The organism is Paenibacillus sp. ISL-20 (assembly GCF_018613005.1).
In the GTDB taxonomy this organism is placed as follows: Bacteria; Bacillota; Bacilli; order Paenibacillales; family Paenibacillaceae; genus Paenibacillus_AQ.
The window spans coordinates 33,602-51,348 of sequence record NZ_JAGGRD010000020.1; the positions used below are offsets into that span (position 1 = coordinate 33,602).

Below are 17,747 nucleotides of genomic sequence, written 5' to 3' on the forward strand. Positions count from 1 at the left end.
CAAACCATAACCACGGGTCATTTTTAGCCATCGGTGTGTTTTTCATTTGTATTCAAAATTAAGGAGCAAAAAAATCCCGGCAGAGCGTCACGATTTCGCTTGCACCTTACGTAACGTAATGTTTTACAATAGAGCTACCGGTACATAGCTAGCGCCAAAGAGTGGAGATGGTTCATGAAGAGACATTGGAAGGTTGGCGATCTTGCCAAGCTGACGGGGCTTACCGTACGAACCTTGCGGTTTTATGATCAAATCGGGTTGTTCTCTCCGTCAGGACAAACGGAATCCGGCCACAGGCTTTACAATGAATTGGACCTGTCACGATTACACCAGATATTATCGCTTAAGGAGCTGGGGTTATCTCTCGTGGAGATTAAGTCGGCCTTAACTGGCGGGCAGATCAGTCCGCTTGAGATCGTGGGCCTGCAGATAAACCAAATCAAAGAACAGATCAAGATGCAGCAGAAACTACTGGAGCAGCTCAGACATGTATCCAAGCTTATGCAGGGCAAGTCTGAATTAACGGTTGAAGATTTCACGAGCCTTCTGCAAGCGATGAAGATCGGATTTGAGAAACCGGTCATTGAGCGGCAAACCAGTTGGGGGCGACATTTGGACCTTTTGGGAGACTTTCTTGCCGAAGAGAGCAGAAATCCGGAACATAAGGAGGAAAATCAATGAACGAACGATTCGTCAAGCATGGAACCTTTGTCGTGGAGCGGACGTATGCCGCTTCGCCGGAGAGGGTTTATCACGCATGGGCTGATCCGATTGCCAAAGCCAAGTGGTTTTCGAAGCCAGACATCTTTGATTTCCAGGTTGGAGGGCGCGAGTACAGCAGCGGCGGGCCGCCCGAAGGGCCGATCTTTACCTTCGACGCCAGCTACCAGGAGCTTGTTCCAGAGCAGCGCATTGTCTATACGTACACACTGGATTCGGGCGGCGTACGCATCTCCGTCTCGATCACAACGGTTGAGCTTATCAAGGTGGAGGGTGGTACGAAGTTGATTTTCACAGAGCAAGGTGCATTCTTTGACGGACATGATACGCCAGAAATACGAGAACACGGTACAAACATCATGTTGGACACACTCGGCAAGGTAGTAGAAGGTGAGGTAGGAACATGACTATAGGTGAGAATGAACTTATTGCTTCGCGCGAGTACGATGTCCCGCGGGAGCTTGTGTTTCAGGCATGGACAACCCCTGGTTTATTGGCCAAGTGGTGGGGACCGCAAGGCTTCACGAATACGTTTCACGAGTGCGATATGAGGACGGGAGGTACGTGGAAGTTCACCATGCACGGACCGGATGGCGTGGATTATCCTAACCATAACGTCTTTGTTGAGATTGTGCCGACGGAACTGGTCGTGATTGATCATCTAAACGTTCATGAATTTCGGGTAACGGCTACCTTCGAGGGCTTCGATGGCCGCACCAGGGTCACCTTCCGTCAACTTTTCAAGAAAAAAGAGGAGTTTGAACAAGCTAAGCCCATCTGCATAGAAGCTAATGAACAGCAGCTTGACCGACTTGGCAAGGTGCTGGCGGAATTAGCCGACTAGCTTTGCAAATTGATATCACCTTTGGGTACTTTACCGATGAGGAAGAAAGGTAAACCGTACCATAAGTTGCTCGTATCCTTGCCCGTTGGCTTGCTGCTTTTTTTGTCGTGATTGCCAATCTTGCTTTCGACCCAAGAAGTCCTATGAGGAATATCTTAACGGATTTTTCGCCGAAGCCCCGTTAAACCGAACTAGACGTTAGACCAAAAAGCCTTAACCCTTATTGCAGGGCCTAAGGCTTTGGTTATTCATTACGCTAGTCTCATCTTAAAATCCTGATAGCCGAACTCGCGAACGATGCGGCAGTTGCCGTCTTTCTCCTGCACGGCGATGGCCGGCAGCGGCATGCCGTTGAAGGTGTTGGTTTTGACCATGGAGTAGATCGCCATATCTTCAAACACTAATCTGTCACCGTTCTTTAGGGGCTGATCGAAGGAATAGTCTCCGATGACATCGCCCGTCAGGCAGGTCGGACCGCCAAGCCGATAGGTGTATGGCTTCTCCCCGGCTACGCCCGAACCGACAAGCGGCGGACGATAAGGCATTTCCAGAACATCGGGCATATGACAAGTAGCCGACGTGTCCACGATCGCGATTTCAATGCCGTTTCGATGGATATCCAGCACGGAGGTGACCATGTAGCCCGCATTGAGTGCGATGGCTTCTCCGGGCTCAAGATAGACTTCCAAGCCGTATTTATTCTGCATGCGTGAAATGCAAGCTTCGAGTCTCGGGATATCATAGTCGTCTCTCGTGATATGGTGACCGCCACCGAAATTGATCCATTCCATCTGCGGCAGCCAGGGCCCAAACTTTTCTTCGACCGCATTCAGCGTGGTCTCCAAATCATCCGAGTTCTGTTGGCACAGGGTATGGAAGTGCAGTCCTGAAACGCCTTCGAGCAGTTCCGGCCGGAAATCCTCCTGTTTCACGCCAAATCTGGACCCCGGCGAACAGGGGTCATAGATTTCATGTCCCTCTTGCGTCGAGCATTCCGGATTGATGCGAAGGCCTACTTTTCTACCCGCAGCAAGAGCTTTCGTTTTATACTTTTCCAACTGGGAGAAGGAATTGAAGATAATATGATCGCAAATGGAAATGATTTCCTCGATTTCATCTTCACGATAGGCAGGCGCAAAGACGTGATTTTCTTTACCCATTTCCTCGTGACCCAGCCGCGCTTCGAATAAACCGCTCGCAGTCGTGCCGCTTAAGTATTGTCCGATGAGGGGATACATGGCGGTCATGGAAAAAGCTTTTTGCGCCAGCACAATCTTGGCTCCCGTACGCTGCATAACGCCGTTCAAAATATTCAGGTTTTTTTCGATGAGTGCTTCATCGACGACGAAACAGGGTGTCGGTAATTCCCCGAATCGCATATTAGCGAACGAGCTCCGGCTGTTTCGCTTCCTCAGGCAATGCGTCAACAAGCACCGGATTGAAGTCTTCGACCCATGGAAGTCCCCATTTGTTCAGCTCTTCCATGAATGGATCCGGATCGAACTCTTCGATATTGAATACGCCCGGTTTATTCCATTTGCCCGTCATGACCATAGCCGCGCCGATCATGGCAGGCACGCCAGTTGTATAGGAGATGGCTTGGGAGCCCACTTCTTTATAGCACTCTTGATGGTCGCAAACATTGTAGACATAGTAAGTCTTGTCTTGGCCGTCTTTTTTTCCTTTAAAGATACAGCCGATGTTCGTCTTGCCCACTGTCCGAGGTCCCAGGGAAGCTGGGTCCGGGAGTACGGCTTTCAGGAATTGAAGCGGAATGATTTGTTTTCCTTCGTATTCGATCGGTTCAATGGAAGTCATTCCTACGTTCTCAAGCGCCTTTAAGTGCATGAGATAGCTTTGACCGAAAGTCATGAAGAAACGGATGCGTTTCAGTCCAGGCATGTTTTGCGCAAGGGATTCAAGCTCTTCATGGTAGAGCAGATACATATCCTTTTGGCCGACTTCAGCGAAGTTATATTCACGCTTAATTTCCATCGGCTTCGTTTCGATCCATTTCCCGTTTTCCCAGTAGCGTCCGTTAGCGGACACTTCACGGATGTTGATTTCAGGGTTGAAGTTGGTTGCGAAAGGATAGCCGTGATCCCCGCCGTTGCAATCCAGAATGTCGATATACTCGATTTCGTCAAAATAATGTTTCAGCGCATAAGCGGAGAATACGCCGGTTACGCCTGGATCGAATCCGCTGCCTAAAAGAGCTGTGATTCCTGCTTTTTCAAAGCGTTCGCGGTAATCCCATTGCCATTTGTATTCGAATTTCGCCGTATCTTCCGGCTCATAGTTTGCCGTATCCATATAGTGCGTTTTGGTGGCCAGGCAAGCATCCATGATCGTCAAATCTTGGTAAGGCAGAGCCAGGTTCATGACGATATCCGGTTTGACTTCGTTAATCAGAGCGATCAGCTCATCTACGTTGTTTGCATCGACCTGTGCGGTCGTAATTTTGGTTTTGCCACCCTCCAATTTTGCTTTCAGCTCATCGCATTTGGATTTCGTACGGCTGGCGATACAGATTTCTTCGAAAACCTCGCTGTTTTGAACGCATTTATGAATGGCTACAGATGCTACGCCGCCGGCGCCAATGATTAGTGCTTTTCCCATTTTTCGATCTCCTATCCCAAATAAATTTTTTTAATGTAAAACGGCAACAAAAAAAGCAAGCGAAACACGCACCATGCGCATCACACTTGCTTTGATATAGTCAAATAATAAGATAGTCCCAATAAGCATGACCTGACAAACCTCTTGCGTTGCTCGTCAGTCAGCCGGAAAACTCACCGTTTCATGGAAAGGCGCTTAATATTCGAATATATCATGTTAGGATCAGAGTCTATATAGCAAATAATTACTTTTACCACTCTTATTGACCGTTTCACAAGTTGTGTGCATATGCACTGGTTGTAAAGTAACCAACTTATAAAATTTGAGCTTTTAACTCAATCAATAAGGCAACGAAAGTTGCCAATCGGCATTTGACCCGGCTGTCCGTATGGCCTTAACTTCTTAAATGGAAGTGGTCAAAGATTATCTGCTTGGAAAGATCCTAAAAAAATATTGAATATTCGCTTTCCAAAAATCACGCTATTTCATAATATCAGGATAAGGATTATTGAACAAGGAAAATTTTAAAACAAACGCATTTTTCGCGGCGTTGAAAACAAAATGAGGCACCGTATTCAAGGCATTCAACACGAATAGAGCCTGCCGGACTTGCTGAATTAGCTCACCATAGGTGGCAATTGATTTCCTGGTAGATTAGTAGGATTGGTGTATTTTATTGGGAATATTAGTGCCAATCATTCATAATAAGTGGTATTCTCTTATTAATCCAAGTTTTAACACCTGAATAATATAAATTCATATATTGGGGGCGATTACATGCTTTTATCTGAACGATTGCCATTGGCAGCAAGTTTGTACCCTGAGACGCCAGCGCTTTTGCGTCATGGTCAGATTATGAATTATGGGGAACTTTATCGCCTTGCTAAACAGCTTAGTCATGCCCTGTATTCTGAGGGTCTCCGGCCCGGTGATCGACTTGCTCTTCTCGGGGATCCTGATCCCCAACTTGTTCTAGTGCTCTATGCCGCGGTTGAAATCGGTGTCATCCCGCTAGTTCCGTCCCCTTTGCTAACTGCAAGTGAGATCGCAGCCATTCTTGAGGATGCAGAACCGCACATCTTGATCCATGACAAACGTTATGCCGATACCGCTAACTCCACGGTACAGCTTCTCTCGAATCCTCCGAGCCTGTTCACAATTGAAGAAGGTTCTACGACTTCGTCATCACTCAGTTCTCTTCTGGAGAAGGATCTTACATTACCTTCAGCCGGTGCTTGCAACCGAAATGCAGATGATACAGCCGTTCTGATCTATACAGGAGGAACAACGGGCAGACCGAAGGGGGTCATGCATTCGCATCGTGGCATGGCAGCCTGGAATCAATTTACTCCTTCCGCCGGTTTCGGTTATGATATCGGACGTCGTGTGCTGGTACTCAACATATCGCATCTTGTTGGGCAATTCCAGCTGTGGGCGACCATGGCTGCTGGAGGATGTTTGGTGTTTCTGGACGAGTATCCGGCAAACGTGCACCGCATACTTGAGGCAGTGGAACGCGACCGAATTACGCATCTCAGCACGGTCGGCCAACTGCTTCGTGACCTTACCCTCGAGGCGTCCGCAACCGGTATAGAGACGCGAAGCCTGAAGGGGATCGGTTGTGGAGGGTCCATCATTGCACCGGAAACGCTGCGGGAAGCGGTAGCTCAATTCCCCGGAGCGATGATTGTCAACAACTATTCGCAAGCAGAGTGCGGAATGTCGATCAGCCGATCATTTCCCATCCATCATCTAAACGATCCGATTCGTCTTCGATCCGTAGGTCGTCCAGCCGATCTCGCCGCCCAGGGGGAACAGGCCTTTCAGGTTCAGATTATCGGCGGGGACGGTCGGGAGGTTGAAATAAACGAGCCCGGTGAAATCGTTGTTCGTGGTTCCCAGACTATGATTGGGTATTGGCGCCAACCTGAGACGTCTTACGAAGTGATGCCCGAGGGCTGGGTCCGGACCGGAGACATCGGCCGCTTGGATGCAGATGGTTATCTTTATGTATTGGATCGACTAAAGGACATGGTTATCGTTGGTGGTTCCAACGTGTACTGTGCGGAAGTGGAGCAGGTGATCTCAACTCATGAGATGGTTAGTGATTCGGCGGTGATCGGACTCTCACTTCCTTGCGAAGGTGAGAAGCTCGTCGCTTGCGTTGTTCTGCGGGACGGTGGTAGCTTGGACCTGGCACAGCTGCAGGCGTTTTGCGAACCGAGTCTCGCAAGGCATAAATGGCCAACTCAACTGTTCATCCTAGATACTTTGCCTCGAACGGTCGTGGATAAGGTGGACAAAAAGAAGCTACGCAAGCAATTATCCAATCTGATTCCGAAGAGCTAAGCAAAGGAATAGTTTAAGTAAACGTGACTAAAAGATAGGGCCATCCCGCAAAGGATGGCCTTAAAACATATACATTTAATATAAATAAAATGAACAAATAAGTAAAAAAATAACTGTCGATAAGGGCGAAATATATGGATAAAAAAAGAACCCTCCGAATCTGGAGAGTTCTTTTCATGGAGTACCGGTCCACATTCTCTTCATGAATAACATCAAAAAACGCAGTCACGTTGGCGGGGCTTCACAAGACGCTGAAGACCCTGTTTTTGTCCTTTCCGCCAGCCTAGTAATCGACTCAATGTCTTGATCCGTTAATTGATCAAGGAAATGTTTGCGTATTGCCATCGAGACTATGGGACGGGCATCATCCAATGCTGATTTTCCAGCGGAAGTGATGACGACTTGAACACCCCGATCAGTGTCTAATGGTTTCCTCATTACAAGTCTGCGTTTTTCCATCCGCGTCAGATGATGTGATAATCGACTCTTATCCCAGTCCATCGAATCGGCCAATTCCTGTTGGCGAAGGCTACCGTTCCCCAAAAGGTCTAACCGATCCAATACCCCATAATCACCCTCTGATAGTCCCGTGTGCTCCGACATCTCTTTTATTACGCGACCGAAGATGCTCTGAAAGGAGCCTTTCCACATATGCCATATTCGCATTTCCTCTTTGTTTAGTTCGTTCTTATCCATAGGAACATAATAGCATGGTTGACGTATCAACCACAATGTGTTATCGTCAATAAAGGTTGACACATCAACCTAAGACTATATTGCAAAGACCGCACATCGAAGTAAAAAGGGAGAGTGTTACTAGCCGCCCGTGCGCCTCGTGCTCCTCGAAGCGAACGGTCCGATGTGCAAGTTCTCGAAAGAGGACGGCCCGCTCCCCTGGTGATTTATCTCGAACGTGTTATCGAAGAGTACCCGTATTTCAGGAACCTGCTTGACCGCTTCCTCCCAGAAACGGTTGGGCTAATCTTTTTCCAAGAAAGGAACATTTATTATGAAAATCAACGTTAGTGCGCCTACTCCAGTTGTCTCGGTGAAGCCGGTAGTGCTACCAGCCCCGGGCCGTGGTGAGGATCTGCAAGTACGAGTGTCTGCGCCCACGATTGGGAGTGAATTGCCTATTATTGTTTTCTCGCACGGCTATGGCTGGTCGTTGGACGGCTACAGCCCGTTGGCCGACTTCTGGGCTGCTCACGGCTTCGTCGTCATTCAACCCACCCATCTCGACTCGAGGACACTGAACCTTCCTCCTGATGATCCCCGTACACCACGGATCTGGCGTTTCCGAGTCGAGGACATGAAGCGCATCCTCGACCAGCTTGATCGTATTGAGGCTTCCGTTCCCGGCCTCAACGGGCGCCTCGATCGAAGCCGCATCGGCGCAGCCGGGCACTCCTGGGGAGGCCAGACGGTGAGCATGCTGCTAGGGGCACGAGTCCTCGATGCGCATGGCGAACCGGGAGAGGACATGTCCGACTCGCGAATCAAGGCGGGCGTGTTGCTGGCTACGACTGGTAAGGGTGGAGCTGACTTGAGTCCGTTCGCGGCGGAGCACTTCCCCTTTATGAACCCGAGCTTCGCGGACATGAGCACGCCGACCCTCGTGGTAGCGGGGGACCATGACCAGTCTCAACTGTCCACTCGGGGGCCGGACTGGTTCACCGACCCATACTTCCTTAGCTCGGGCAGCAAGAGCCTGCTCACTCTCTTCGGGGCAGAGCACTCGCTCGGCGGGATTCCCGGTTACAGCGTCGCGGAGACGACGGACGAGAGCCCCGAACGAGTCGCCCTCATTCAGCAGCTCACGTTGGCCTACCTTCGAAATGCGCTCGACCTCGACGATTCCAGCTGGCCGGCAGCTCGTGCGGCTCTGGAAAATAGCGCCATCCCGCTGGGTCGTATTGAGTCCAAGTAAAGGCCTGACTGGCGGTGTCGACCCGGCAACACGTAATGCTCGTTGATGTAGGGGGAATGTCGGATACTTTGCGATAGATCGGGCTCTTGCTGCTGAAATCCATTAGAGCGATGGGGGTAGTAAATGGGCTGAAGCCAACGCATTAAGTTAAACTGCAAGCGAATTTAACATGTTGGCATAAGGAAGCCATTACCAGATAGGTTAGCTCAATATTTCAATGAAAATAACGAAGGAGCTGCCGCGGCAGCTCCTCTCGCAATTTTAGCCGATAGTGCCGTTAAGATGAACCGTACCACAAGTAGCGGCAGGTTTTTTCAGAAGATCCCTCAGCAGGCTTGAAAAGACGTTTTGTTGGGCGTGGGGTGGGGACTAAATTCGCTGGTATATCTAATTGCTGGGCTCGTTGTATTTTATCGCTGCGAAAAAACTGCCATGAAGAAAGGTCTTCTAGGACAATACTAACACTCTCGTATAATTGTCAGACAATCGTACAAATAACGATGATGATCTATATAAATAGTTGATGTAGGATTAAATATTGTAGGACGGATTCTATATATTCATGCGAAACTAAATAGCCAGTCGCCGATAGAATATCACCGACTGGCTATTTAAAACTAAACTGGAATCACTTCATAGGCTAACTTCTTGATGACATCTTTATGCTGTGGGTATTTAGCAAAGAGCTCGTCCTGTGTAAATAACTCAAAGTCCCGAAACTCAAAACCAGGTGAAACCATGCACCCTACTAATGAGAAGGTATCTTGATCCTTAACAGATGAACCAAAGATACAATTTTTTGGGACTAACACTTGCGGGACTTCTCCTTTATCCAAGTTTATTCCTAATTTAAACTCCTTATATTCTCCATTCTCATCAATAACATGTACTGTTAATGGACCTCCAGCGTGATAATACCATAGTTCATCGGATTTCAAACGATGGAAATGGGAGAGGTCATTTGAGCCCAATAAAAAGTAGATGCTTGTATAAAGCAATCTTGTTCCCTCAAAGGAAACGGACAATTCTTGATCTGAAGTTTTTTCCTCAGATTCAAACGTTCTTTTGTAATATCCGCCCTCTGGATGGGGTTCAAGCCCAAGCCTGGATATATAATACTCTGCATCATGTTTACTCATACATGTATACCTCCGGTTAAGTGTGTACTTTGCTGCAATGAAATTACTAAACAGTAACCAGCCATGAAGTTGTACCGTAAGTGATGGTTAACTCCTTCATCATTGATTTAAGCATAATCTCAATATTACTTATGATTCATCAATATATCAATTAATAAAAGCAACCCATCCTTGGGTGAGAATGAAGGCGACAAGGGGAAAAAGGCGTTGGCGCAGCGAGGAGGGCTTATGTGCATGCTGCATTCGCACAAGCAGGCAGTCCGCCCCTAGCGTACAATGAACCATAACCAGTGAGCGAGGTGAACTTCCATGGAACAATCCAAAGAGGTGCTCGCACGGGTCAAGCGGCTGCAGGGTCGGCCGGTATGTATCACCCTGCACAGCGGAAAGACCTACGTCGGCTACATTACCGACGCCAACAGCAGTGGCTTGACGCTGGCCAGCACCGGAGCTCAGCCGCGCACCTCATTCGGGAAGCAAGGCTCCCGGCCTAAGCAGCGCAGAGCGGGCTCCCATGCTTCGGGCAGCCGTTCCGGGAACCGGCGAAGCGGCGCACGCAAGCCTTCCGTCCGTTCCCGCTCCCGCAAGCCCGACGTCCAGGTATCGGCCTTTCTGCCGATGATAGGCTCGCTGTTCGGGGGATTAGGCGGCATCGGTGGGCTTGGCGGCGCTGCTGCGGGATCGCTCGGCGGTGCGTTGGGCGGCGGCATGCGCCTGTTCGGCATGATCCAAAGATTTGTCCCGGTCGTGAGGATGGGATACGGCATGATCAAGTCCATACGCCCGTTTCTCGGCGCCGTTCAAGGCTTGATGAGGCCACCCGGAGCTGCTGCGGCAGAAGGCGAATCACCGTAACCGAAGAAGAAAGGAACAGCCCTTTTGGAAGGCCCAAGGGGGCTATTCGTGATCGGCGGCGAGTTGCTCTTAACGTCCTTATTTTTCAGCCGATCCTTTCCTTATCCAGCCGCTGAGCACGCCTCCTTATTTCTTGCTCCACATAGTTACATTAAGGTGAAAGAAGACCCCAACCAGTTTAGGTTGGGGTCTTCTTAATCTTATTATTATACGAGGTATTAGCGCTAACCTGTTCACGATATTTTGTCGGGGTCATACCAGTTGCCCGCTTGAACATACTGCAAAATTGTGCATCGTTGACAAACCCAGAGTCTAGGGCAATTTCAGAGATCAGTGCTTTCCGATTTTTTAGAAGACATGTTTTTGCATATTCTATTCTATTTGTATAAAGGTACTGCAAAGGGGCTATTCCATATTTCTCTTTGAATAAATGGCGGAAGCGGTCATAGCTATAACCAGCCATATTGGCTAATGACTCTATTGTGATTTTTTGGCGGAAATGCTCGTCCATATATCTGAGTATATAGTGCAGTCGATCTTCCATCGGTTTTTGACTCTTCTTACTTCCGATTAATCGTTCAAGATGAATGGCTAATTCCTCAACAAGTAAATCGAGCATCTTTGAAAAAAGATCTTGCTGCTGGAGAAATTCATGTTTCATGCGTAGAATATGCTGATAAATGATTTGGTTTTTATGATCCTCAAATATTCCGTTTAATCCTTCAATACTCTTATTATCACAAAAAAATCCTATATACAAAACGTCTGCTTCCGTATCTTGCCTTTCATCATGCTCAACATGTGGCGATATGAGTGCAAATGTACTCGGTTTGAAGGAATAAGTAGTTGAACCTATTGTTGTTTCCCCAGTACCAAAATAATAGACGAGTTCGTAGCATTGATGAATGTGAAGCGGTATATATTGGTCTTGATTCCTTTTTGAAAAAAACAAGAAATCTAAATGGTTCATGGTAATACCCCATTCCTACTTAGCCGAATCGTATAATAATACGACCGAATAAAGATAAACTATTGAGCTAGTAATTGTTATAATCATAACATCTTAATACCCAAATCGTAAATTGAAATAGAAACATTTAGTTTGGTTTTGAAAGCGGATCCAATATGTGGTTTCTTATTTAAAACTTATCTAAAAACTGAAGGGGGCGGATCTATGATTGATCTACTAAAGACATGGATGTAGAAATTACTGCAAAGTATACGATGAGCTAACAATGAACAGATTATTAAAGAAAATTTAAAAGAAACGAGGAATTTTAATGAAACGAGGAGTTAAGTATGATTTTTCGTTGCTAGCGATTTTATTAATTCCAGTAGGAGTTGCAATTAATGTTGTAGGCTATCAATTATCTACCATTCTTAAATTACCTCTTTTTCTGGATCAGATTGGTACTACTTTAGTTGCAATCATAGCCGGTCCTTGGGTTGGGCTTGTTACTGGAGGATTAAGTAATTTGGTTAGTGGCATGTTAAATCCGGTTGCCATTCCATTTGCAACTGTGTCCATGGTAATAGGTTTAGTAACGGGATATTTATCCAGATGGGGATTTTTAACAAATATTTTCGGTGTCATTGTTGCTATTTTTATACATGTTATTTCATCTTCATTTGTTGGAACGCTTACTTCCATTTTTGTATTTGGTGGTGTTACTGGTTCAGGTCTCGACCTTCTCACGGGTGCCATAATAGCTTCGGGACAAACCGTTTTTTATTCTGTATTTTCATCTTCTATTATAAGTGGAATCCTTACATCAAGTGTTACCGTTGGAGTTAGTTTGTTGACTGTAAAGAAAATTCCACAAAGATATTTGTCGAAAATGAATTATGGATACCCATATTTCAAAAAGAGATTATCGTAAATGATTGGGGGAGTGTAATAGATGAATACTATTAATAGGTTTATTTTAGATCTGTACCCTACCACAAAAATGTTAGCTGTTTTCTTTGTTATTATTTCAGCATTAATGTTGCCAGGTTATATATACCAGTATTCTATATTACCAATAATTATAATCATCGCTTTACTTGCTGGGAGATTCAAGTTATTTATAAGTGTATTTTGCAAAACAATCATCGTTATCGTACTGTTTATTTTCATTTTCCAAGTGTTTTTAATACCTGGGGAAACGGTTTTATATGAGTGGCGTTTCTTGTCTATTAGTAAAGAAGGCATTATGAATAGCTTACTGCTTACCTCTAAACTTATAGCCATAAGTGCATCCCTCATTTTGTTTTTTCAAATTACACAGATCAAGGATTTCATGTACTCTCTTGAAAAAATGGGCGTATCGAAAAAAGTAAGTTTTGTAATACTATCGACTTTACAGATAATTCCACAAATGAAGGCTCTGTCTAATACGATTGCCGATGCACAGCGATCAAGAGGAATTGAGACTGAAGGAAAGTTCTTAGTTCGTGTAAAGGCGTTTGTTCCCTTAATTGGCCCCCTTATTCTTTCATCAATACAAGGAACCGAGGAAAGGGTACTAACATTAGAATCAAGAGCTTTTTCCTCTAAAGTAAAAAAGACACATGTGTATCGTATTGAAAAAACATCAAAAGATATGATCGTCAGAATAGCTATTATGCTGTTGTTTATTATTTTAATTATGAGGAGATTTTTATTATGAACGTAGTAGAGATTAAGAATCTATCATATAAATATCCCATTGAAAACAAGGAAGTTTTACGTGATATAAGTTTGAATATTGAAAAGGGCAAGCTTTACGCACTAATTGGACATAATGGTGCTGGAAAAACAACCTTATGCAATACTATTCGTGGATTTATACCACATTTTTATCAAGGACATCTTCGTGGTGATGTCATTCTTGAGGGCAAAGATATTCGCGAATGGACACTTAGTGAATTATCACAAAAAGTGGGATATGTGTTTCAAAATCCATTTACTCAAATTAGTGGCACAAAAGATACAGTATACGAAGAAATTGCCTACGGTTTGGAAAACCTTGGGTTACCAACAAAGGAAATTCACAAAAAAGTTGATGAGGTGTTATCTTTATTTCATATTGAGGGACTAGTAGATAAAAACCCATTTGAACTGTCAGGAGGACAAAAACAAAGGGTTGCCCTTGCGTCCATTATTGTCATGGAACCTGAAATTCTTGTAATTGATGAACCAACATCACAATTAGACCCGCAAGGTACAGAGGAAGTCTTTAAAATTATCGAGATAATGAAGAAAAAGGGAAAAACAATTATTTTAGTAGAACATAAGATAGATTTATTAGCAGAATATGCGGATGTGGTTGTTTTGTTAAAGGATGGGGAGATTGTTATGCAAGGAGAGACCCATGAAATTTTCACGGATGAACGTGTTCTCTCTCATAAAGGAGCTCTGCCACAATATGCTCTATTGGGAATTGAGATGGAAAAGCAAGGACTCTCTATAGATCAAATTCCATATACAAGAAAAAATGCAATTTCAACAATTCGCGAATGGAATAAGTTAAGGGAGGATAAAAAATGAATGGTGTTAGGTTAGAAAATATAACTTATAGATATCCTAATGGGCACACTGCTGTGGAAAATATCTCTATGTCTTTCAAACAAGGAGAGGCAGTAGCTATTGTCGGGCAGAACGGGGCGGGAAAAACGACAACGGTAAAGCTAATTAATGGTTTGTTGCGACCAACAGAGGGAGAGATATATGTAGGAGAGTGGAATACAAAAGATTATACTACTGCACAACTTTCTAAAAGGGTAGGATATGTGTTTCAAAATCCAGACGATCAAATTTTTCATAGTGATGTATACAGTGAAATAGAGTTTGGACCCAAAAATTTAAAATTACCTGCAAAAGTTGTGAAAGAAAACACTCAAAAAGCAATAGAACTAACCGGCCTAGAGCCCTTTTTGAAGGAACACCCATATAATTTGGCTTACTCGATGAGAAAGTTTGTTACAATTGCATCGATTATTTCAATGAATCCTGATGTTATTATTCTTGACGAACCAACAGCTGGACAAGATTTACCATCATTGAAGAGACTATCGTCGATTATTTCGACTTTGCAAAAAGAAAATAAGATTATTATAACCATTACTCATGATATGGAGTTTGTAGTGGATAATTTTCAACGGGTAATAGTTATGGCAAATAAGAAAAAAATTGAGGATTCTGACAAAAGGGATATATTCTGGGATTTTGATGTTCTAGAAAGAAGTAGTTTAAAGCAACCAGCTATAAGTTCTTTAAGCCATGATCTGGGCATGAATGGGAGAATACTAAATATTAAGGAAATGGTTCAGCAAATGCAAAGGATTTGAATTCCTTATATTGGATAAATGAATATAATGCATAATGGCTTTTTGTAAATTGAAAGGGGAATTTCTTCATGACTTTAAAGCGAGTTATTATTGATACAGATATAGGAAGCGATATCGATGATGCCATGGCTTTGGCATTGGCAATGAGATCACCGGAGATCATCGTGGAGGGTGTTACTACTGTGTACGGTGATGTTGATCTTCGGGCAAAGATGGTAAAGAAATTGCTTCAATTTGGAAATAGAGAAGATGTACATGTCTACGCAGGTATTAACAATCCGTTGCTGAATAATCGCGAAATTTGGATGGCCGGACATGAGGGAGAAGGTCTATTAACTGAGGAAGATGCTCTAGAATATGATAGTAAACATGCGGTTGATTTTATCATTGAAACCGTTATGAATAATCCCGGTGAGATTACCTTAGTACCGATTGGTCCCTTAACGAATATAGCAGCTAGCATCATTCGTGAACCCAGAATCGTTGAAAATGTAAAGGAAATTGTGTTGATGGGTGGGGTCACACGTTTTGGAGAAAGTGGACCTGAAATGAGACTTGTAGAGCATAATATTGTTTGCGACCCTGAAGCGGCATCTGTTGTGTTTAGAAGCAATGCTCCTATTGTGATGGTTGGCTTGGATGTTACACTAAAAGTTATCATCACAGAAGAAGAAAGAAGAAAACTTCATGACACAGGTAACTTACTTAATATAGCCTTGTCTACTATGATGAAAAGATGGTTTGAATATAATAACGAACAGCATACGTACATGCACGATCCGCTAACAGTTGCCCTACTAATTGATAGAAGCTTAGTAAAAACAAGGAAAATGAAGGTTTATGTAGAGTATGACAATAGACCACAAACAGGACAAACATTGGCCATGCTTGCAGATGATGGAAATGTAGAGGTGTGCTTAGATGTTGATCAGGAAAGGTTTATACAGTTATTAATGGAGCGATTAGTTGAGAAAGGCTAGAATAAATCGAATGAATTCGTAACGTCTATTCTGAATGGGAATCTAAAAGGGCGTTGTTAGGAATGGAGTGGGTATATTGAAGCCAATTATATTTGACGTTGATACCGGTATTGATGATGCATTGGCAATGGCTTACGCATTAAATTCTCCAGAGTTAGAGATACTTGGTTTCACAACGTGTTTTGGGAATGTGCCAGTTGAAGAAGCAGCTCGCAATACTTTAGCAGTTGTAGAGAAATTGGGTAAACATGTACCTGTATTTTTGGGAGCAGAAAAACCATTAACACGTGGTATGAAAGAACACTATCCAAAGCATATCCATGGTGAAGATGGATTGGGTAACACATTAGACGAGGACCCGATGAGAACTGTTGAAGCTGAATCTGCAACCGATTTTATCATCGATCAGGTGAAAAAACTTCCAAATGAGATTACGATTATTGCTGTTGGGCCACTCACGAATTTGGCTCTCGCTGTAAATAAGTTCCCTGAAATTGTTTCTCTTGTAAAAGAGGTTGTGATAATGGGGGGTGCCGTTTATGTACCCGGTAATGTGACTCCATATGGTGAAGCGAATATAGTAAGCGATCCAGAGGCAGCAGATTGTGTGTTCCAATCAGGATTACCTGTAACTCTTGTCGGACTTGATGTAACGCTTGAAACGTTACTGCCAGAAGAAAAACTTGCTGACTGGCGTGCGTCAGGCAAGGAAGTTGCCCCATTTTTTGCTGATATGACTGAATTTTACATGAGTGCATATGCATCATCACATCCTGATATTGGTGGTTGTGCGCTTCATGATCCGCTTGCTGTAGGAGTTGCCATTGATTCTAGTTTTGTAAAGACAAAAAAATTGAATGTTAGGGTTGGTACAGAAGGGGAAGAAACTGGTAGAACCATAGGTGAGCATAGTGGCGAGCCAAAAATTCAAGTCTGTACGCAAGTACAATCAGATCGATTTTTAAAGCATTTTCTAGAACGTATATTATAAAGTAAGCACCATTTTTAACATCTCAGAACGATGTTTGGAGCTGTTGGATTTCACTTAAGATATATTCTGCTTATCAGATACACATCGCTGACTGTTGAAGAGAAGGGCCATTAGCGCCCTTCCTTTTTTATTTTTCACTTCTCCAGGGGGGTTGTGTCATTTATGTAGGCAGATTTGTGTCATTAGTTGTCGAGGGACAAGAACATGTATCCTTAACCGTGGCAGACTTTTTTATAAAACAATGGCAAACTATGACGAAATTTTGACTCGAATTGCCGAAGGGCTGCCGGATTGCAAGGTGTACGTCATGGCGTATTATCCCGTAAATGCCGAGGCTGAATTTCCTTTCGTGCCCAGAGCTTCGATGGATGAGGTGTTCCAGAATCGGATAAATGAGGCCATCCGGAAAGCCAACCAAGCGGTTGAGCAGCTTGCGGTGAAGCACGGATATACATTTATTGACCTAAACGAAGGACTGACGGATAGCGAGGGTAACTTAAAAAAGGAATACACCATCGATGGGATCCATATGTTTGCTAACGGATATGCCGTCATTTTAAACAACCTGCTGAAATACCTTTAAACCTGCCAATTGGTAGAAGCGTTTAGTTATTTTGAAACATCGATGGCCTTCTATACATGTTGTTTCCGCTTAAAAACGACTGATCGCAACAAATACAGTTAACGCGAAGAAGACAATGTTCACGCCGATTTCTTTATATTCTTTACGTGAAACATGGTATAGGGCGCCGAAAAGAACGACTGCGGCAAGTCCGGTTGCAGCAATTGGCGTCAATACAGGTGCAATATTCAACGCTTGGGGCAGAATGATGCCAAGTGCCCCGAACAATTCTGCTAGGCCGATAAAGACGACGAACTCTTTTGAAACGTCTTTTACCCAAACCCAAGACGCTTTGGCTTTTTCATACTGAAATGCCTTCAACCACCCTGAGTAGACAAAACCTAGTGCTGCAAGCCCTTGAATGATCCATATTGCGATATTCATGAA

Annotated in this window: 19 protein-coding genes; 13 read left to right on the forward strand and 6 right to left on the reverse strand. The window is 44.4% G+C overall.

Annotated features, from left to right (window positions below; genetic code table 11):
- Nucleotides 1–174 precede the first annotated feature (174 nt).
- The 3 genes from J7E85_RS12385 to J7E85_RS12395 are packed head-to-tail and all read left to right on the forward strand — an operon-like array spanning nt 175 to nt 1,564.
- Nucleotides 175–681, forward strand: a complete 507-nt coding sequence (locus J7E85_RS12385) for a MerR family transcriptional regulator (protein WP_215158178.1) — start codon at nt 175–177, stop codon at nt 679–681.
- Nucleotides 678–1,127, forward strand: a complete 450-nt coding sequence (locus J7E85_RS12390) for an SRPBCC family protein (RefSeq protein ID WP_215158180.1) — start codon at nt 678–680, stop codon at nt 1,125–1,127. The genes J7E85_RS12385 and J7E85_RS12390 overlap by 4 nt, the downstream gene beginning before the upstream one ends.
- Nucleotides 1,124–1,564 (forward strand): SRPBCC family protein, encoded by a 441-nt coding sequence (locus J7E85_RS12395; protein ID WP_215158182.1) that lies wholly within the window; start codon nt 1,124–1,126, stop codon nt 1,562–1,564. The genes J7E85_RS12390 and J7E85_RS12395 overlap by 4 nt, the downstream gene beginning before the upstream one ends.
- Before the next feature lie 251 nt (nt 1,565–1,815).
- Here J7E85_RS12395 and nspC read toward each other — a convergent pair whose 3' ends face one another.
- Together nspC and J7E85_RS12405 are read right to left on the reverse strand one after the other, a co-directional pair.
- Nucleotides 1,816–2,943 carry a carboxynorspermidine decarboxylase gene (gene nspC, locus J7E85_RS12400; RefSeq protein ID WP_215158185.1) on the reverse strand — a complete coding sequence of 376 codons (1,128 nt, stop codon included), beginning with the start codon at nt 2,941–2,943 and terminating at the stop codon, nt 1,816–1,818.
- 1 nt (nt 2,944) lies between these two features.
- The gene (locus J7E85_RS12405) at nt 2,945–4,183 is read right to left on the reverse strand and encodes a saccharopine dehydrogenase family protein (RefSeq protein ID WP_076323649.1); all 1,239 of its coding nucleotides are present in this window, start codon (nt 4,181–4,183) and stop codon (nt 2,945–2,947) included.
- Between the two features lie 777 nt (nt 4,184–4,960).
- Between J7E85_RS12405 and J7E85_RS12410 the strand changes: the two genes are divergently transcribed.
- Entirely contained in the window at nt 4,961–6,532 is a 1,572-nt protein-coding gene (locus J7E85_RS12410) for a class I adenylate-forming enzyme family protein (RefSeq protein ID WP_215158187.1), read from the forward strand.
- Between the two features lie 225 nt (nt 6,533–6,757).
- On the opposite strand, the gene J7E85_RS12415 is transcribed toward J7E85_RS12410, so the two are convergent.
- Nucleotides 6,758–7,228 carry a MarR family winged helix-turn-helix transcriptional regulator gene (locus tag J7E85_RS12415; RefSeq protein WP_076323651.1) on the reverse strand — a complete coding sequence of 157 codons (471 nt, stop codon included), beginning with the start codon at nt 7,226–7,228 and terminating at the stop codon, nt 6,758–6,760.
- 313 nt (nt 7,229–7,541) lie between these two features.
- Between J7E85_RS12415 and J7E85_RS12420 the strand changes: the two genes are divergently transcribed.
- A complete protein-coding gene (locus J7E85_RS12420) occupies nt 7,542–8,462 on the forward strand; it encodes an alpha/beta hydrolase family protein (RefSeq protein WP_215158190.1) in 921 nt (306 codons plus the stop codon).
- A gap of 617 nt (nt 8,463–9,079) precedes the next feature.
- Here J7E85_RS12420 and J7E85_RS12425 read toward each other — a convergent pair.
- Nucleotides 9,080–9,601: a cupin domain-containing protein gene (locus J7E85_RS12425; RefSeq protein ID WP_215158192.1), complete on the reverse strand. Its 522-nt coding sequence runs from the start codon at nt 9,599–9,601 to the stop codon at nt 9,080–9,082.
- Nucleotides 9,602–9,910: 309 nt separating this feature from the next.
- On the opposite strand from J7E85_RS12425, the gene J7E85_RS12430 reads away from it, so the two are divergent.
- A complete protein-coding gene (locus J7E85_RS12430) occupies nt 9,911–10,456 on the forward strand; it encodes a hypothetical protein (protein WP_215158195.1) in 546 nt (181 codons plus the stop codon).
- Nucleotides 10,457–10,634: 178 nt separating this feature from the next.
- On the opposite strand, the gene J7E85_RS12435 is transcribed toward J7E85_RS12430, so the two are convergent.
- On the reverse strand, nt 10,635–11,426 hold the full coding sequence (locus J7E85_RS12435) for a helix-turn-helix domain-containing protein (RefSeq protein WP_215158197.1): 792 nt from the start codon (nt 11,424–11,426) through the stop codon (nt 10,635–10,637).
- 310 nt (nt 11,427–11,736) lie between these two features.
- On the opposite strand from J7E85_RS12435, the gene J7E85_RS12440 reads away from it, so the two are divergent.
- From J7E85_RS12440 to J7E85_RS12470, 7 genes are all read left to right on the forward strand, one after another.
- Complete coding sequence (locus tag J7E85_RS12440) at nt 11,737–12,336, forward strand: ECF transporter S component (protein WP_213647569.1); 600 nt, start codon at nt 11,737–11,739, stop codon at nt 12,334–12,336.
- 21 nt (nt 12,337–12,357) lie between these two features.
- Nucleotides 12,358–13,107, forward strand: a complete 750-nt coding sequence (locus J7E85_RS12445) for an energy-coupling factor transporter transmembrane component T (protein ID WP_251035668.1) — start codon at nt 12,358–12,360, stop codon at nt 13,105–13,107.
- A complete protein-coding gene (locus tag J7E85_RS12450) occupies nt 13,104–13,967 on the forward strand; it encodes an energy-coupling factor ABC transporter ATP-binding protein (RefSeq protein ID WP_076323656.1) in 864 nt (287 codons plus the stop codon). The genes J7E85_RS12445 and J7E85_RS12450 overlap by 4 nt, the downstream gene beginning before the upstream one ends.
- Nucleotides 13,964–14,767 carry an energy-coupling factor ABC transporter ATP-binding protein gene (locus J7E85_RS12455; RefSeq protein WP_215158199.1) on the forward strand — a complete coding sequence of 268 codons (804 nt, stop codon included), beginning with the start codon at nt 13,964–13,966 and terminating at the stop codon, nt 14,765–14,767. The genes J7E85_RS12450 and J7E85_RS12455 overlap by 4 nt, the downstream gene beginning before the upstream one ends.
- Nucleotides 14,768–14,835: 68 nt before the next feature.
- Nucleotides 14,836–15,747 carry a nucleoside hydrolase gene (locus J7E85_RS12460; RefSeq protein WP_215158201.1) on the forward strand — a complete coding sequence of 304 codons (912 nt, stop codon included), beginning with the start codon at nt 14,836–14,838 and terminating at the stop codon, nt 15,745–15,747.
- 76 nt (nt 15,748–15,823) lie between these two features.
- Nucleotides 15,824–16,738, forward strand: coding sequence for a nucleoside hydrolase (locus J7E85_RS12465; protein WP_215158203.1), 915 nt, complete (start codon nt 15,824–15,826; stop codon nt 16,736–16,738).
- A 241-nt stretch (nt 16,739–16,979) separates the two neighbouring features.
- On the forward strand, nt 16,980–17,321 hold the full coding sequence (locus J7E85_RS12470) for a GDSL-type esterase/lipase family protein (protein ID WP_215158205.1): 342 nt from the start codon (nt 16,980–16,982) through the stop codon (nt 17,319–17,321).
- A gap of 69 nt (nt 17,322–17,390) precedes the next feature.
- Here J7E85_RS12470 and J7E85_RS12475 read toward each other — a convergent pair whose 3' ends face one another.
- The gene (locus J7E85_RS12475; RefSeq protein ID WP_215158207.1) at nt 17,391–17,744 is read right to left on the reverse strand and encodes a DoxX family protein; all 354 of its coding nucleotides are present in this window, start codon (nt 17,742–17,744) and stop codon (nt 17,391–17,393) included.
- Nucleotides 17,745–17,747 lie beyond the last annotated feature (3 nt).

Coding starts and splice junctions, on each gene's coding strand:
- J7E85_RS12415 (WP_076323651.1), bottom strand. CDS start 7,228: ATGGATAAGAACGAACTAAACAAAGAGGAAATGCGAATATGGCATATG.
- J7E85_RS12460 (WP_215158201.1), top strand. CDS start 14,836: ATGACTTTAAAGCGAGTTATTATTGATACAGATATAGGAAGCGATATC.
- J7E85_RS12450 (WP_076323656.1), top strand. CDS start 13,104: ATGAACGTAGTAGAGATTAAGAATCTATCATATAAATATCCCATTGAA.
- J7E85_RS12475 (WP_215158207.1), bottom strand. CDS start 17,744: ATGAATATCGCAATATGGATCATTCAAGGGCTTGCAGCACTAGGTTTT.
- J7E85_RS12470 (WP_215158205.1), top strand. CDS start 16,980: ATGGCAAACTATGACGAAATTTTGACTCGAATTGCCGAAGGGCTGCCG.
- J7E85_RS12405 (WP_076323649.1), bottom strand. CDS start 4,183: ATGGGAAAAGCACTAATCATTGGCGCCGGCGGCGTAGCATCTGTAGCC.
- nspC (WP_215158185.1), bottom strand. CDS start 2,943: ATGCGATTCGGGGAATTACCGACACCCTGTTTCGTCGTCGATGAAGCA.
- J7E85_RS12410 (WP_215158187.1), top strand. CDS start 4,961: ATGCTTTTATCTGAACGATTGCCATTGGCAGCAAGTTTGTACCCTGAG.
- J7E85_RS12440 (WP_213647569.1), top strand. CDS start 11,737: ATGAAACGAGGAGTTAAGTATGATTTTTCGTTGCTAGCGATTTTATTA.
- J7E85_RS12455 (WP_215158199.1), top strand. CDS start 13,964: ATGAATGGTGTTAGGTTAGAAAATATAACTTATAGATATCCTAATGGG.
- J7E85_RS12445 (WP_251035668.1), top strand. CDS start 12,358: ATGAATACTATTAATAGGTTTATTTTAGATCTGTACCCTACCACAAAA.
- J7E85_RS12435 (WP_215158197.1), bottom strand. CDS start 11,426: ATGAACCATTTAGATTTCTTGTTTTTTTCAAAAAGGAATCAAGACCAA.
- J7E85_RS12395 (WP_215158182.1), top strand. CDS start 1,124: ATGACTATAGGTGAGAATGAACTTATTGCTTCGCGCGAGTACGATGTC.
- J7E85_RS12390 (WP_215158180.1), top strand. CDS start 678: ATGAACGAACGATTCGTCAAGCATGGAACCTTTGTCGTGGAGCGGACG.
- J7E85_RS12425 (WP_215158192.1), bottom strand. CDS start 9,601: ATGAGTAAACATGATGCAGAGTATTATATATCCAGGCTTGGGCTTGAA.
- J7E85_RS12385 (WP_215158178.1), top strand. CDS start 175: ATGAAGAGACATTGGAAGGTTGGCGATCTTGCCAAGCTGACGGGGCTT.
- J7E85_RS12430 (WP_215158195.1), top strand. CDS start 9,911: ATGGAACAATCCAAAGAGGTGCTCGCACGGGTCAAGCGGCTGCAGGGT.
- J7E85_RS12420 (WP_215158190.1), top strand. CDS start 7,542: ATGAAAATCAACGTTAGTGCGCCTACTCCAGTTGTCTCGGTGAAGCCG.